Annotated in this window: 16 protein-coding genes; 8 read left to right on the top strand and 8 right to left on the bottom strand. The window is 63.8% G+C overall.

The window, feature by feature from the left end:
* Positions 1 to 75: 75 nt before the first annotated feature.
* Positions 76 to 2,952, top strand: a complete 2,877-nt coding sequence (locus VIG32_09735; GenBank protein ID HEY8298289.1) for a TonB-dependent receptor — start codon at positions 76 to 78, stop codon at positions 2,950 to 2,952.
* A gap of 2 nt (positions 2,953 to 2,954) precedes the next feature.
* On the opposite strand, the gene VIG32_09730 is transcribed toward VIG32_09735, so the two are convergent.
* Positions 2,955 to 3,419 carry an EVE domain-containing protein gene (locus VIG32_09730; GenBank protein ID HEY8298288.1) on the bottom strand — a complete coding sequence of 155 codons (465 nt, stop codon included), beginning with the start codon at positions 3,417 to 3,419 and terminating at the stop codon, positions 2,955 to 2,957.
* A 48-nt stretch (positions 3,420 to 3,467) separates the two neighbouring features.
* Between VIG32_09730 and VIG32_09725 the strand changes: the two genes are divergently transcribed.
* Complete coding sequence (locus tag VIG32_09725; GenBank protein HEY8298287.1) at positions 3,468 to 4,748, top strand: metallophosphoesterase; 1,281 nt, start codon at positions 3,468 to 3,470, stop codon at positions 4,746 to 4,748.
* Here VIG32_09725 and VIG32_09720 read toward each other — a convergent pair.
* From VIG32_09720 to VIG32_09705, 4 genes are read right to left on the bottom strand one after another with little or no spacing between them, the layout of a single operon-like run.
* A complete protein-coding gene (locus tag VIG32_09720) occupies positions 4,735 to 5,571 on the bottom strand; it encodes a sulfurtransferase (GenBank protein HEY8298286.1) in 837 nt (278 codons plus the stop codon). The genes VIG32_09725 and VIG32_09720 overlap by 14 nt on opposite strands.
* A 37-nt stretch (positions 5,572 to 5,608) precedes the next feature.
* On the bottom strand, positions 5,609 to 5,965 hold the full coding sequence (locus VIG32_09715; protein HEY8298285.1) for a glutaredoxin domain-containing protein: 357 nt from the start codon (positions 5,963 to 5,965) through the stop codon (positions 5,609 to 5,611).
* A gap of 1 nt (position 5,966) precedes the next feature.
* Positions 5,967 to 6,203: a BolA family protein gene (locus VIG32_09710; GenBank protein ID HEY8298284.1), complete on the bottom strand. Its 237-nt coding sequence runs from the start codon at positions 6,201 to 6,203 to the stop codon at positions 5,967 to 5,969.
* Positions 6,204 to 6,214: 11 nt separating this feature from the next.
* A complete protein-coding gene (locus VIG32_09705) occupies positions 6,215 to 6,457 on the bottom strand; it encodes a hypothetical protein (GenBank protein ID HEY8298283.1) in 243 nt (80 codons plus the stop codon).
* Between the two features lie 54 nt (positions 6,458 to 6,511).
* On the opposite strand from VIG32_09705, the gene VIG32_09700 reads away from it, so the two are divergent.
* Positions 6,512 to 7,483, top strand: a complete 972-nt coding sequence (locus VIG32_09700) for a zinc-binding dehydrogenase (GenBank protein ID HEY8298282.1) — start codon at positions 6,512 to 6,514, stop codon at positions 7,481 to 7,483.
* On the opposite strand, the gene VIG32_09695 is transcribed toward VIG32_09700, so the two are convergent.
* Positions 7,480 to 8,313 carry an MBL fold metallo-hydrolase gene (locus tag VIG32_09695; GenBank protein HEY8298281.1) on the bottom strand — a complete coding sequence of 278 codons (834 nt, stop codon included), beginning with the start codon at positions 8,311 to 8,313 and terminating at the stop codon, positions 7,480 to 7,482. The genes VIG32_09700 and VIG32_09695 overlap by 4 nt on opposite strands.
* Entirely contained in the window at positions 8,307 to 9,083 is a 777-nt protein-coding gene (locus VIG32_09690) for a hypothetical protein (GenBank protein ID HEY8298280.1), read from the bottom strand. Before VIG32_09690 ends, VIG32_09695 begins: the two co-directional genes overlap by 7 nt.
* Positions 9,084 to 9,124: 41 nt before the next feature.
* Here VIG32_09690 and VIG32_09685 point away from each other — a divergent pair, with 41 nt between their 5' ends.
* Both VIG32_09685 and VIG32_09680 read left to right on the top strand, forming a co-directional pair.
* On the top strand, positions 9,125 to 9,559 hold the full coding sequence (locus tag VIG32_09685; GenBank protein HEY8298279.1) for a hypothetical protein: 435 nt from the start codon (positions 9,125 to 9,127) through the stop codon (positions 9,557 to 9,559).
* Between the two features lie 136 nt (positions 9,560 to 9,695).
* Positions 9,696 to 10,382 carry a hypothetical protein gene (locus VIG32_09680; GenBank protein ID HEY8298278.1) on the top strand — a complete coding sequence of 229 codons (687 nt, stop codon included), beginning with the start codon at positions 9,696 to 9,698 and terminating at the stop codon, positions 10,380 to 10,382.
* 186 nt (positions 10,383 to 10,568) lie between these two features.
* Here the strand turns inward: VIG32_09680 and VIG32_09675 are convergent, their stop codons facing one another.
* Positions 10,569 to 10,958 (bottom strand): vitamin K epoxide reductase family protein, encoded by a 390-nt coding sequence (locus VIG32_09675; protein HEY8298277.1) that lies wholly within the window; start codon positions 10,956 to 10,958, stop codon positions 10,569 to 10,571.
* Between the two features lie 33 nt (positions 10,959 to 10,991).
* On the opposite strand from VIG32_09675, the gene VIG32_09670 reads away from it, so the two are divergent.
* The 3 genes from VIG32_09670 to acnA form a co-directional block, all read left to right on the top strand.
* Positions 10,992 to 11,636 (top strand): VTT domain-containing protein, encoded by a 645-nt coding sequence (locus tag VIG32_09670; GenBank protein ID HEY8298276.1) that lies wholly within the window; start codon positions 10,992 to 10,994, stop codon positions 11,634 to 11,636.
* The gene (locus VIG32_09665; GenBank protein HEY8298275.1) at positions 11,633 to 12,802 is read left to right on the top strand and encodes an HRDC domain-containing protein; all 1,170 of its coding nucleotides are present in this window, start codon (positions 11,633 to 11,635) and stop codon (positions 12,800 to 12,802) included. Before VIG32_09670 ends, VIG32_09665 begins: the two co-directional genes overlap by 4 nt.
* Positions 12,802 to 14,813, top strand: a 2,012-nt coding sequence (gene acnA / locus VIG32_09660) for an aconitate hydratase AcnA (protein ID HEY8298274.1), incomplete at its 3' end; no start/stop codon positions are given. The genes VIG32_09665 and acnA, both read left to right, overlap by 1 nt.

Here is a 14,813-nt window from a genome sequence, read left to right as displayed (position 1 = left end):
CCGCGGCCCTTGACACCGCCGCAACCTCTGTAGTTTAGTGAGTGCAATAGCACGCTACGCTATTGAGGGGGATGTGTGGTCAAGTTTTTTGGCACGCTTTGCGTTTTCGCATTGTCGTTTGCGCTCGCGCAGGCGGCGCAAGCGAGTACGGTAACCGGGAAAGTCACCGATACGAACGGCGCTCCGGTTGCGGGTGCCGCGGTCGCACTCACGGGGCCGGCGACGTATCGATCCGCCACCGACGCCACCGGCGCGTTCACCATCGGCGACGTTGGGCAGGGCGTGTACTCCGTCGCGATCAGCAAGGCCGGCTACAATCCGGTCAACGAGGACTTCTTCACCGTCCTCGCCGGGGCGAGCCCCAACATCGTCGTGACGATGCAGGCGATCAACTTCACATCGCTGCGCACGATCGCGAGCGTTCGGGCGACCGGCCGCGGCACGTTCAATACCACGCCCGCATCCGTGAACGTCATCAGCGCTCAAACGATCCAAGAGCAGGGCGCGACGCAAGTGATGAAGGTGCTCGACGAAACGCCCGGCATCGTCGCGAGTCTGCCGCAAACCGGCGGCAACGCTGCCGCTCCCGGTGCGATCACCTTTCCCAACATTCGCGGCGCGCTCTCGTACGAAACGGCCACGCTGATCGACGGCCACCCCGTCTCGGTCGGCACCTTCGGCGACTACGTCACGACCTTTCTCAATCCGTTCATGCTCCAGAACGTCGAAGTCGTCAAAGGACCGGGCGTCGAGGCTCCGGAGGTGAACTACGCGATCGGCGGCACCGTAAACTTCGAGACGAAGGATCCGACCTACACGCCGACCGGGTTCTACTCCGCCGGCATCGACAATCGCGGGAGCGCGACGGTCAACTTCGGCTTATCGAATACCGTCGGCAAACTCGGATTCGTGGCGGCCTATTCCGATGCGAACCTCTCGAGCGCGACCAACAACTACCAATCGATCCTTTCGCCCTCGAGCCCGACGAACGGTATTCTGAACTTCAACGGAACGACCGGCACCACGATCGGCTTCAACGATGCGTTCCCGACACCGATCGTTCCGGGCACGATCTCGGCCGTCGAAAACAACTACAATTTGATCGCGTGCTGCCAGCCGATCACGAGCTTGTACGAGAATCGCTCCGAACTCGCCAAGCTGCGGTACAAGTTCTCGCCGGCATCGAGCCTGACCGTCGCCTATCTGGGCGGCCAGACCTTTGCCAACAATAACGCCAACGCCGGCGACATCACGCCCTCGACGTTCGCGACCACGTCCAAGACGTACGCCGGCTCGATTCCGAACGGCAGCATTCAAGATGTCGGCTTCGTGCGCGTTGGCGACGATCGCGAAATCAACAACGAGCCGATCTTCGAAGGCGACTTCCGCACGACCCTGGGCAAAGACACGCTGCTCGCGCGGTACTACGCCGCCGGCATCGACCGCCTGCTCTACACCGGCAGCACCGATCCGTTCCGGCCGCAAACCTTCGGGTATCAACTCTACGGTAACGACTCGAACTCCAAACAGACCTTTAGCGGTCAAACCGTTCCGGTCACGTTCTTCAACTATTTCAACCAGGCCGAGATCGATCGGCTCAAAGGCTATTCGTTCGAGTACGATCATCCGTTTGGAAACAACGACAAGGATCTCGCCGAACTCTCGTACGATCAGTCCGACTCGACGACCACGAGCTATAATCTGTTCGTCAGCGGTCCCTCGGCGAGCAAAGCCGCGTTTACCACGAGCGGCTTGCGTTTGAACCAGAGCATCACGCTGCCGGCCGGATCGGGGCAGTTGTTCCGCACGCTGCTGCTGCGCGGCAACTTTCAATTGAACGATCGCTTAACCGTCGCGATCGCGAACTATTTCAACAACTATCGCAGCACGTATCCAACGAAGTGTACGCTGGGCGGCGGCAATGGCTGCACCTTCGACGGGAACGGCTTCGTCTTCAACACGACGACGCACGCCCACTACGACGGACGAGTTGCGGTTGAATACCGGCCGAGCGCGAGTCTGGCGCTGCGGCTCTCCGCCGGCTCCGCAATCGCTCCGCCATACTTGGCGCTGCTCAGCGGAACGCTGCAGCCCATCTCGTTCAACAGCAAATCGAACATCGCAACGGAGAAGGTGAACTCGGGAGCGCTTTCGCCGGAGACGGCGTTCGGGTACGATCTCGGCGCCGACTATCGTTTTCGCGACGGCGTGACGACGCTCTCCGGCGACGTGTACCAAACCAATCTCTTCAATCACTTCATCACCGAAACGACCAATAGCGGCCAGCTCTGTCCCGCGAACGACCCGCTGACCAACGCCCCTACCGGTTGCCAAGCCAACACGCCGCTCTTTTTCAACTCGAACGTCAACCTCAATAACGCGCGTTTTCAAGGTCTCGAGCTCTCGCTGCGCCATCGTCCCACGACGGGCTTCGGCTACACGCTGCAGGGCGCGCTGCAGAAAGCCTATGCCTACAACCTGCCGCCGTACTTCTATTGCAGCACGCCGGGTCCGGGGTGCACGGCGAATACGAATCTCGCCATCGTCGCCGGGCAGAACTTTAACGGCGGCGGCATCAGCGGCAGCGGATTGAGCGTCGGCGGGTTCAGCAACCAAAACGTTCCGTACGCGCAAGGCTACGGGGAGCTGAGTTACCGGCTCGCCAACGGCGCGTACGCGATCGTCGGTGAGACCTATTTCGGCAAGAACAACGCCCTCAATCGCGCGCCGTTCGGCGTGCTGAGCGCTTCGGTAAGTTATCCGCTAAACGACGGGCTCTCGCTGCAGCTCTCCGGGGATAACCTGACGAATCAATACCCGGCCGTCTTCCCGAACTTTGGCGGCGGGCTCGCGATCCCGTTGGCAAACGGTCAAGCCGCCGCCACCCAAGCCAACGTTCTGGGCCCGCAGATTCTTCGAGTCACGCTCACGAAGGTGTTAGGAAAGCCGTAGCGTTACGACGGCGTCTTACTGAGCTCCAGCACGATCTTCCACTCGTGCGGCATCAGCGGCTGCACGGAGAGGCGCTGCCCGCGGCGCAGCAGCGCCATGCCGACCAAACGCGGTTCCTCGCGCATTCGGGCCAGCGTTACCGGATGCGCGAGGGGCTCCACGTAGCGCACGTCGACCATCTGCCACATCGGTTTATCGGGTTTGCTGCGGGGATCGTAATACTCGCCGCCCTTCTCGAACGCGGTGAAATCGGGGTAGCCTTCTTTCACGACCTCGCAGATGCCGACGGCCGCAGGTTCGGGAATGCTCGAGTGATAGAAGAAGCCGAGATCGCCGAGGCGCATTTCGAGCATGTTGTTGCGCGCTTGAAAACTGCGAACGCCAGACCACGGCGTACGCCCGTCGATTTTGAGCTGGTCGAAGCCATACGCGTGCGGTTCGCTTTTGAAAAGCCAGTATCGCGGCATGGATGCTCCTGCAAAGTGGTTACGAAGCGCGCTCTCGAACGAGGTTAGATGCTCCCTCACGCGCTCCTCGTCGCCGCCCTCGCGTTGGGCCCGTGGCTCGTCGTTAGCGACGTGCACTACAACCCGCTGGGGAGTACGACCGCCGCCGCAACCGCCGGTTCCGATACGAACCCCGCGCTTCTCGCTCGCTCGCTCGATGCGATGCGTCGCATCGACCCCGATCCGCCGGTCGTGCTGGTCATGGGCGATCTGCTCGCGCACCATCTCACGAGCGCGCTCGCAGCTTCCACGATGGCGGAGTTGGCGCGCCGCTTCGATCGCGCGTTTCCGCGGGCGCAGTTCGTGCTGGTGCTCGGCAACAACGATTCGGCTTGCGGCGACTATCGCTCGGCGCCGAACGGAGCATTCTTACGCGCCGTCGCCGGTGCCTGGGCACCGCTGGTCGACCGCAACGGCGCCGCGCCCGCGTTCGCGCGCGATTTCGCGCGGCGCGGCGCATACGTCGCTCGCCTTCCGATTCGCGGATTGCGCGCCGTCGTGACCGACGACGTCGTGTGGTCGTGGCGGTATCGCGCGTGCGAATCGAGCCTCGCCGACCCGGTGAGCGACCAGTACGCATGGCTCGCGAAGACCCTTCGCTCCACGCCGCGCGGCGATCGTAATTGGCTGCTGCTGCATATTCCGCCCGGCGTCGACGTCTTCTCGACGCGTCTGATTCACGGCGTGGTGATCGTGCCGTTTCTAGGTTTGGGCCAACGTACGCTGCTCGGGTTAATCGACGATCCCGCCGATCGCGTCGCACTCGTCGTCGCCGGCCACACGCACAGGTTCGCATTTCGTTCCAGCGCCGCCGCCGATCCGGCGCGCGACGTGGCGATGCTGCTCGCTCCGGCGATTTCGCCGATCTATGGAAACGACCCGGCGTTTCTCACGATCCGCGTACGCGCCGACGGCACGATCGCCGACCTGCGGGCCGCCGCGCTCGTACGGGGCCGGAGCGCGACGGTCTTCGACTCGCAAGCGAGCTTCGGCATGCAATCGGTGAACGCGGAAACGATACGCAAGGTCACGCAGCGTCTCGAACGCGATCCGGCGTTGCAAGCGCGCTTCGCTCGCGCATACGACGGCGCCGCGCGGCCGCCGGAAGTGACGCCGCAAAACTTTCGCGCGTTTTGGTGCGCGACGGCCAATCTCGATGCGGGGTCGTACCGCCGCTGCGCCGGAACGAGTATCGGGGGCGGCCGCTACCCGCGTATCCTCGCAGGCATCGCCGCGGTGCTGCTGGCGATCGGCGCCGCGCTCTACGCTCGGCGGGTCAGCGCGCGATAGGCCGCGCGGGGTCCGCGCACCACTCGCTCCACGAGCCCGGATAGAGTCGCGACCCGGTCAATCCGGCAATCTCCATAGCCAACACATTGACCGCCGCGGAGACGCCGGAGCCGCACTGGTGCACGATGCGTTCGGGCGGAATGCCGAGCGCCTCGAATTCCGCCTGCAGACGCGCCGCCGGTTTGAATTGTCCGCGCTCGTCGTAGTTGTCTTTGAAGACGCGATTGCGCGCGCCGGGAATATGGCCGCCGACGGGATCGACGGTCTCGTTCACGCCGGCAAATCGTTCGGCGCTGCGAGCGTCCAAAAGCGCGAACGCCGGCGAGTCAAGGTTCGCACGTACGTCATCGACGCGAACGACGCTCTCCGCTCGAACGCGCGGCTCGATGGTTCCTTCCGTTCGCGCGAGCGGCGCGTCGCCGTTGACCGGATAGCCGCCGTCTTGCCACGCCGCGAGCCCGCCATCGAGCACCGCCACCGCATCGTGTCCGATCCATTTCGCCAGAAACCAAAAACGCGCCGCGAACATATCGCCGCCCGCATCGTACGCAACGAGCTGCGTGCGCTCCGTCACGCCGAGCGAACGCAGAAACGCCGCGAAGGCCGCGGGCTCCGGCAACGGATGACGCCCGTTCGATCCGGTCTTGCGTCCAGCCAGATCCTCTTCGACCCCGGCAAAAAACGCGCCCGGAATATGCGCGCTCTCATACGCCCGCCGCCCGGCCGCAAAATCTTGCAGCGAATGCCTGCAATCCACAACAACCCACCCCGAATCACCGAGATGCGCACCAACCTCACCCGCACTCACAACCGTCCCAAACAAATCAATCCCCCTTCGTCACACGACGAAACGCCCTCGGTTAGTGGAGGTTGATGGTTTGTTTGGCGGCCGGTTCGTAGCCGAACGCCTCTTTGAGCGTTTGTTGGAGTTCCCCGCTCTGCGCCATCGGGCCGAGAACGTCGGTGTCGCCGCAGAACTTGCCGTTGATGAAGACTTTCGGCAGCGTCGGCCAATTCGTCATCTCCGCGAGTGCCTCGCGCTTGGGCATGTTCTCGAGTACGTCGACCACTTCGTACGGATAGCCGAATGAATCGAAGAACTGAATCGTCTCGAGCGTAAACCCGCAGCGCGGCGCCGTCTTGGTGCCTTTGCCGTAGACGAGGATCTTGTTGCCGGCGATCTCTTGGTCGATTTGGTCGCGAATTTGATCGGACATATTAATTCTCCGGGAGAAGCGTTTTGAGTTCGACGGCGTGAACGCGTCCGTCTTTGAGCGCGGCCTTGAGCGAACCGTAAACGAGCTGGTGCTGCTCGATGAGGGTCTTGCCGGCGAACGCCTGGGAGCGGACGGTCACGTTGAAGTGGTCCATCGTGCCGGTGCGGTCGACGATCTCGACGTTCGCGTCGGGCATCTGCGCGCGAATGAGCGCGGTCAACGAAGTGTTATCGATCATTGCTTCCGTAACTATGCGTGTAAGCGCGGCGCGTCGTCGCGCCGCAGCGTCTCTGCCAACCCGCGCGCTTCGCGCAGGGTTTCGGGCAGGCGGTCGGAGCCTTGGGTGAGCGCTCGCGCCACGCCCGCGGCCAGCACGACGCCGGTCACGGCGATGAGCACGGCCGGTACGCCTTCGGCGCGAATCGGTCCGATCTCCAGCTTAAACGAGCGCGTGACGCGTGCCAGGCCCTTGAAATACCCTTTGAAATCCACGTCTCCTTACTACGCGGCAGGCCGGGGAATCGCCTTGACCGTACCGCACCCAGCATGCTAGCTGTACGTCTCCACGAAACCGGCGGTCCCGAACGGCTCGTCGTTGAGGATATTCCAAAACCCGAGCCGGCCGGCGGCGAGGTGCTGGTGCGCGTGCGCGCGGCCGCGCTCAACCATCGCGACGTCTTTATCACGCAGGGTCTCTATCCGAACATCGAATTGCCGCGCACGCTCGGAGCCGACGGCGTCGGCGATCTCGACGGGACGCGGGTCGTTATCGATCCGATGCTCGGCTGGGGCGACGATCCGGCCGTCTGGGCGCCGGGTGCGACGATTCTCGGCATGCCGCGCGACGGCACGTTCGCGCAGTACGTCGCCGTTCCGAAAGGCAACGTGCATCCGGCACCCGCGCACCTCAGCGATGCCGAAGCGGCGGCCCTGCCGCTGGCCGGATTGACGGCCTACCGCGCCGTCTTCACGCGAGCGAAACTGCAGGCCGGCGAGACGGTGCTTATCACGGGCATCGGCGGCGGCGTGCAAAGTTTCGCACTGCTCTATGCCAAGCACATCGGCGCGCGTGCGATCGTCACCTCGAGCAGCGACGCGAAGCTCGAGCGCGCCAAACAGCTCGGCGCCGACGTTGCGATCAATTACCGCACCACGCCGGATTGGCACAAGGTCGCGCGCAAAGCCGGCGCCATCGACGTCGCGATCGATTCGGCCGGCGGCGATGCGTTTGCGAAGGCGATCGCGCTCGTGCGCCCCGGCGGACGCGTCGTGACCTACGGCGGGACGGCGGGCGACGCAACCGTCAAACTCTTCCCGCTCTTTTGGAATCACGTGACCGTCTACGGTACGTCGATGGGCAGTCCGCAGGATTTCCGCGGCATGCTCGCGCTCTTCGCCGATCGGTCGCTGCGGCCGGTGGTCGACGAAGTCTTCCCGATGCGCGACGTCGTCGCCGCGGCCAACCGTCTAAACGACGCCGGCCAATTCGGCAAGATCGTTTTGCAGATCGACGCTTAGTTCGGATCGGAGAGACGGTAGATCCGGGATTCGTCGGCGTCGCGCGCGTCGACCGCCTGCGATCGAACGCGGCCTTCCCGCTCGAGTGCGATGAGATGCGCGAGGATCTGCCGCCCGGCGGCGGGCCAGAGCTGCGGCGCCGTTTCGCGATAGATCCGCGCGACGAGTTCGGGAATACTTTGCGCGCGTTCCGCGAGCTCGGCCAGCAGTTCGCGTTCCCGGCGTTGGCGATGGGTGAGGTACTCGTGCAGCTTCGTTCGCGGGTCGCGAACGATCGGACCGTGCCCGCCGTAGATCGCGAGCGCGGCCGGGAATTCATCGTACAGCCGCTGCAGCGTGCGCTGATAGGGTCGCATGGCGCCGCCGGGCGGTGCGATGAGGACCGTCCCTTCGCCCAGCACGACGTCGCCGGTGAAGAGCGCCGCTTCGCGCGGTTCGTAGAAGACGAGGTGATCGAAGCTGTGGCCGGGCGCGTCCATCGCAATCAACGCGGCGTCTCCCAAATGCAGCGACTCGCCATCGCTCACGTCGCGGTCGTGCGCGAATGTTGCGTTCGCGTGCGCGGCGACCGGCGCGCCGGTCGCTTCGTGCAAGAGGCGCGCTCCCGGCGCGTGATCGGGATGACCGTGGGTCACGCAGATCGAGGCGATCCGAACCTTCATCTCGCGCGCCGCGCCTAGTAACGCGTCGATGTGTCCCGCCATTGCGGGTCCCGGATCGATGCAGAATGCGGTACCGTCGCCGGCATCGATCAGATAGCTGTTGGTTCCATCGAGCGTCATCGCCGAGGGATTCGGCGCGCGTACGGTACGAATACGCGAGGTTACCACGTGAATTCCATCTGCGGCGCGATCGAGAAACCGCGCTCCGCAATCGTATCGGGTTCGATTCGCGCGATGGGTTTCGATCGCGCGAATGCCACGAGTGCGTGCGCGTCGTCGAAGCGCGCGAGCCGCTCGATGTGTTTGATCGTGGGATACACCATGCGGAAACTCCCGTCGGCCATGCCGGCGAGCGCGTCGTGCGGGGCGATCCAGCGGCCATCGTGCGTTTCGTAGGCGTCGGCAAGCGCCGCCCGATCGGCTTCGACGCTTGCGACGAAGAAGTGCGCGTCGTACCGGCGCGGCTCGCTCGAGGGCGTGACCCATTGCGAGAAACGCGCGAGCGCCGCCGCGTCCGCATAAAAATCCAACTCATCGAGCAGGGCCGAGAACGCAAGCTCGCCGCGCTGCACGAGCGGACGCGCCGCATGCAAACGTTGCGCGCGTTCGCGCAAACGTGCCGGCGCGATGGGGCGGCCATTCCGATCGGCGACCAGTAACACGCCGGCCTCTTCGTAGAGTTCGCGCAGCGCCGCGATCAGCAGCGCCGGCGCTTCGGGCGGCGCGGCGCCGGCGCGGAATTCGCGCGCGAGCCGATCGGATTCGAGTCCGACGGCGCGAGCGAGCGCCCGATCGCTCGCATCCCCGGCGTCGACCGTTCCGCCCGGAAACACGTAGACGTCGGGCGCGAAGCTACTGGCCGCGCTGCGCCGCAGCATGAAGACCTCAAAGCCTTGGGCGGCCGGTCGAACGAGCATGACGGTTGCAGCCAGGCGCACGAATGAGGAACCCTGCTTCCCGATAGATCGTTGATAGGGATATGAAAACGCGTTTCGTCGCTGCGCTCGCCGCCGTCCTGTTCCCGCTTGGAGCGGGATTGGCCGCCCTCGCCAGCACCTTGCCGGCCTCGCCGCCGCCTAGTCCCGCGCCGAGTGCGGCTCCCGGAAATCCGCTTCCCTCGCTGCCGCCGCAAGGCACGATCGTTAACGACGTGATCAACGCCGTAACCGGCGCCGTGAAGTCGGCCTACGGCTGGAGCAACACGCAGGCACTCGGCAAAGTCACGTATTTCCGCCGCTACGATATGGAAGTGGAATTGCAACTCGGCAAGTTCCGCGACGTGCGTCTGCACCAGGGCACGATCATCTATCCGCGCGGCGCCAGCATCCAAACCGGCCAAACCGTCGACGTCCGCGGCCACGCCGACGCCAACGGCGTCCTAGAAGCCGACCAAATCACCATCAAAAACACCTAACCTGAGCTTTTCGAAAAGCTCACCGTGACAGCGAAACGTGCGCATTTCTCGTGGGGAGCCATCCAAGCGGGCCCGCGCAGCGTCTCTAAGGGGTATCGTCTTTTTTCGTACCGAGCACGGCTCGGAAAGGACCCCTATGAGTACGTTTTACAAAATCGGCGCGGTCGCGGCCGTTACGGCCTTGCTGGCGACCGGCGTCGGTGCTGCCCAGTCGATGGGCGGCATGCATGCCAAGATGAACGCCCATCACATGATGGGCGCCAAAATGTCGGCGGGCGTCACCAACGCTCCCTCGCGTTTCTCGGGCCCGGGCGTCTATACGGGAACGCCCGCCCTTGCAGTAACGCTCTCGATGGTCGAAGCCGGCGGCGGCCCGAGCAAATTCAACACCGTCACCCTGCTGCAAACGCTTGCGGGCAGCGCGTTTAAACCCGAAGTCGCGAAGCTGACGAAGCAATACGGAAGCGCGCAAATCGGCCAATTCCTGAAGACGTTCGATTTCGTCGTTTCCGATTCGCTGGAAATCGCCACCGATAAGGGCGTAAAGCTGCCTTCGACGCCGAATCCCGATCCGAAGAACGGCGAAGCTCTCGCCGGCGCCTTGTGGGCCGCCGGTCAGACCGGCAGCGGGTTTAACGTCGAGGTCATGCTCGATCGCGCCGTCTCACATCCGATCCACGTTCAAGTGATGAAAGATATCGACAAGAAGTTCGGTCTCGCTGCCGACGCGCAGTATCACGCGATTCTGACGACTGCGATGAAGGATCTCGCCTCCGCATATCATTTGAATGCCCAGGGCAAAATGATGTCGGGGAAAATGTAGCTTCGGTTCAACACCGTCAACATGAAAACAGAGGCCGCGCACTCGCGCGGTCTCTGTTTTTTTGCTATTCGCTGAAGCGGCAGGCTCAGCTACCTGTTTTCAGCGGAGTCTACCCAGGTGGATCTTGCGGAGTCATTCCGCCCTCCTCGGGTCTCGGTGAGGATTGTTCTCTCGAGACAAGCGAAATTATACCCAGCTCCGTGCGATCCACGCAAGCAGGGCGGCGAGCGCCCAGTTTACCACGTGCGCGGTCCAGCAATACGAGCAGCTCATGCGGGTGACGAACGTCAGGCTGTACGCCAGATAGAACGACGTGCCCGCGGCGAAGAGCGCGGCCGCCAGCACCAGCAGCGACGCGGGCGGTCCGAGCAGCCAAACCCCAGCCACGATCAGCGGATAGTACGCGATGCCGACGAGTGCGTTGGGCGTCGCGCCGAAGAGCCGCGCGCGTTTGGTCTGCACCACGCTCGCCTCCCGGAGTTGCCCGCGCTCGGCCCGCCGGGTCTTGCGCAGCATGAAAACGGAAGCGTAGAGGCCGATGGCGCATAAGGCCGTGATGATCAGGCGTGGACCCATCGGACCCTCCTTCATTCGAGGTATGGCGGCGGATTGAATCGCCTCGGCAAGCGCATTTTTGGCGTCGCGATCCTGCTGGCCTCGTTTGCATTAGCGGCCTACGTGATCCGCTATCAGCCGCAGGTCGAGCACTTCATCCGATCGCTCGGGCCATTCGCGTATCCGATCGCGATCGCGATCTTCGCCGTGGTCGCATCGGCGCCGTTCTCGGTCACCGACGCGCTCGCGGTCATGAACGGCGCGATCTTCGGCCCGCTCTGGGGCTCGATCATCAACGCGATCGGGCTGGTCTTTGCGGCGCTGCTTGGCTACTGGATCAATCGCCGCGCATCGCATCTGCTCGATCTCGACGCGGCTATCGAGCGATTGCCGCCGTGGGTCAAACGGTTTCCGATCGGGTCGCCGGCCTTCTTGCTCGCGGTTCGCGTCATCCCCGGTTTCGGCGGGACCGTCGCGACCGCGTCGGCCGCCGCATTTCGCGTGCCGGTTTGGGTCCACGTGTGGACGATGTGCGCCATCGCCATCCCAATCTGCACGCTGCTCGCGATTTTTGGCCACGGTATCACCACGATCATCCATCACGCCGAAACGCGCGCGCATAACTACATCCAACACCACCATCCACGCTTTCACTTCCGATTCCGCACCAGCGCTCCGAGGCCAACGAAAACGCTATGAACGCCCAGATGATCACGACGCCGCAGGAGCTCGAAGCGCTCTGCGAACGCGTCCGAAACGCCCCGCGCGTGGGTCTCGACACCGAATTTCACAACGAGCGCAGTTACACCGCGCGCTTGATGGTCGTCCAATTGGCGTTCGAGGATGGTGCGGCGCTCGTCGACCCGCTCGTGCTGCCCGATCTGCGTTCGCTAGCCGAAGCGTTGTGCGAGACGACGGTCGTCGGGCACGCGCTCACGAGCGACTTGAAGATCTTTGCCGATCGATTCGATCTGGTGCCGCCGCGCGTCTTCGATTGTCAGGTCGCGGCCTCGTTTCTCGGGTACGGCATGGCGATCTCGCTGGCCGATCTCGTGCGCGAACTCAATCACGTGCGATTAAAAAAATCGCAGACCGTGAGCGATTGGTCCGCGCGTCCGCTCTCGGAGCATCAAATCGAATATCTGATCGACGACGTGGCGCACCTACTCGACATGCAAGACAAACTGGAGGAGCGACTCGAAGCGAAGGGCCGCCTCGCGTGGGCCGCACAGGAGAGCGCCGCGGTCGCGGATATCGAAAAGTATCGCGTCGATACGCGCCGGCTCTACATGCGCATTCCGGGATCCAATCGCATGAGCCGGCGCGAGCTCGGCATCTTACTCGAGCTCGCGACGCTGCGCGATCGCCTGGCGCGCGATCGCGATCTGCCGCTCAAATACGTTATGCCGGACGACGTCTTGGCTGGTCTGGCCACGCTGCGTCCGAAACGCCTTGAGGATCTCGCCGCGCTGCGGCGGCTCGAGGCCGGTACCCGCCGATCGCTCGGTCCGGCGTTGCTGGAGGCCGTCGCGCGCGGGGAGGCGGTGGCGGAGGACGCGCTACCGCACAAGTCGCCGCGTCCGCTCGGAAACGCTCGCGAAACGCTGGCCGCGCTCATGAGCGTGGTCGTGGGCGAGATCGCGCGCGAGCACGAACTTCCCGCGAGTCTGCTCGTGCCGCGCGCCGCGCTCGAGCGTGCCGCCCGCGAGGTGCCGGCCGATCGCGAAAGCTTCGAAGCGGTACTCGACCTCTCGGCGTGGCGCACCGGACTCGTCGGGGAGCCGCTCTGGCGACTTTTGTCGGGCGAAAACGCGCTTCGCATCGAAGGCTACGCGGGCGGCGATCCGCGAATTAAGATGGAGTGATGAATCAGCACGTTAACAGTTTTAACGCCCTCGATCGGCTGACCGTCGGCGATCGGTCCTATTCGTATTACCGTCTCGACGCGCTCGAGAAGGCGGGCCTCAAAAACGTGAGTCGCCTGCCCTATTCGATGAAGATTTTGCTGGAAAATCTGCTGCGTTTTGAAGACGGGCGATCGGTGAGCAAAGACGATATCGAGGCGCTGGCGGATTGGAATCCGCACGAACCGCCGGAACGCGAGATCGCATATCGCCCGGCGCGCGTGCTGCTGCAGGATTTCACCGGCGTTCCGTGCGTCGTCGATCTCGCCGTCATGCGCGATGCGATGGCCGATATGCAGGGCGATCCGCGCGCGATCAATCCCCTGCAGCCGGTCGAACTGGTCATCGATCACTCCGTGCAAGTCGATTTTTTCGGCACGCCCGAAGCGTTGAAGCAGAACGCCGACATCGAATTCGAGCGCAACCGCGAACGCTACGCGTTCCTTAAGTGGGGCCAAGCCGCACTCGCCAATTTCCGAGTCGTCCCGCCCGATACGGGCATCGTGCATCAAGTCAACATCGAGTATCTTTCGCGCGTGATCTTCGGCGCCGGCGGCGCGGGTGTGACCGCCGATGCGGAGGCTACCGCGGCATACCCCGACACGGTCGTGGGAACCGATTCGCACACGACGATGGCCAACGGCCTCGGCGTGCTCGCGTGGGGCGTCGGCGGGATCGAAGCCGAGGCGGCGATGCTGGGGCAACCCGTCACGATGCTGATCCCCGAAGTCGTCGGTTTTCGCATCGACGGAGAATTGCGCGAGGGCGTGACCGCCACCGATCTCGTGCTGACCGTCACCGAACTCTTGCGTAAGAAGGGCGTCGTCGGCAAGTTCGTCGAGTTCTACGGAAAGGGCTTGAGCAACCTAAGCGTCTCCGATCGCGTGACGATCGGCAATATGTCGCCGGAGTACGGTTCGACCTGCGCGATCTTCCCGATCGACGCACAGACGCTCGACTATTTACGTCTGACCGGCCGCGCCGCCGATCACATCGCGCTCGTTGAGGCGTACGCAAAAGCGCAAGGCATGTTCCGCACCGATGAAACGGCCGATCCCGCTTTCACCGATACGCTCGCGCTCGATTTGAGCACCGTCGAGCCCAATCTCGCCGGACCGCGCCGTCCGCAGGATCGCGTACCGCTGCACAGCGTGAAATCGACGTTCAACAAAGCGTTGGAAGCGTGGGTCGAAGCGCGCGATGCCAAGCCCGCAAGCCCGGCTTCGAACTTTGAGAACGAAGGCGGCGGCGGAACCGCGGTCGCGACGCATGCGAGCACGCAGGTCGCCGACGGATCGGTCGTTATCGCCGCGATCACGAGTTGCACGAACACGAGCAATCCCTCGGTGCTGATCGCCGCCGGGCTGTTGGCGCGCAACGCGCTGCAGCGCGGACTAAAAACGCGCCCGTGGGTAAAAACCTCGCTCGCGCCGGGCTCCAAAGTCGTTACCGACTATCTCGCGAAAGCCGGCCTGCAGCAGCACCTCGACGGCCTCGGGTTCAACATCGTCGGCTACGGCTGCACCACGTGCATCGGCAACAGCGGCCCGCTCCCGGAGAAGATCGCCGAAGCCGTCGCCGAGAACGATTCGATCGTGGCCGCGGTGCTCTCGGGCAACCGCAACTTCGAAGGGCGCATTCATCCGCAAGTGCGCGCGAACTATCTCGCCTCGCCGCCGCTGGTCGTCGCGTACGCGCTCGCCGGCCGCATGGATCTCGACCTGACGACCGAGCCGCTCGGTATCGGCGACGACGGAAAACCCGTCTATTTGAAAGATATCTGGCCGTCGAACGCCGAGATCAACACCGTAATGGCCGAAGCCATCAATGACGAGATGTTCAAGTCGACCTATTCCGACGTGTTCCGCGGCGACGATCATTGGGCGCAGCTCGACGTACCCTCCGGCGAACGCTTCACGTGGGATCCGAAATCCGAATACGTCAAGAAACCGCCGTACTTCGAAAACATGCC

It is taken from the genome of Candidatus Baltobacteraceae bacterium, from assembly GCA_036559195.1.
Lineage (GTDB): Bacteria > Vulcanimicrobiota > Vulcanimicrobiia > Vulcanimicrobiales > Vulcanimicrobiaceae > JALYTZ01.
The sequence above is the reverse complement of the archived record's forward strand: the minus strand, read 5'-3'. Positions and strand labels throughout refer to the sequence as shown.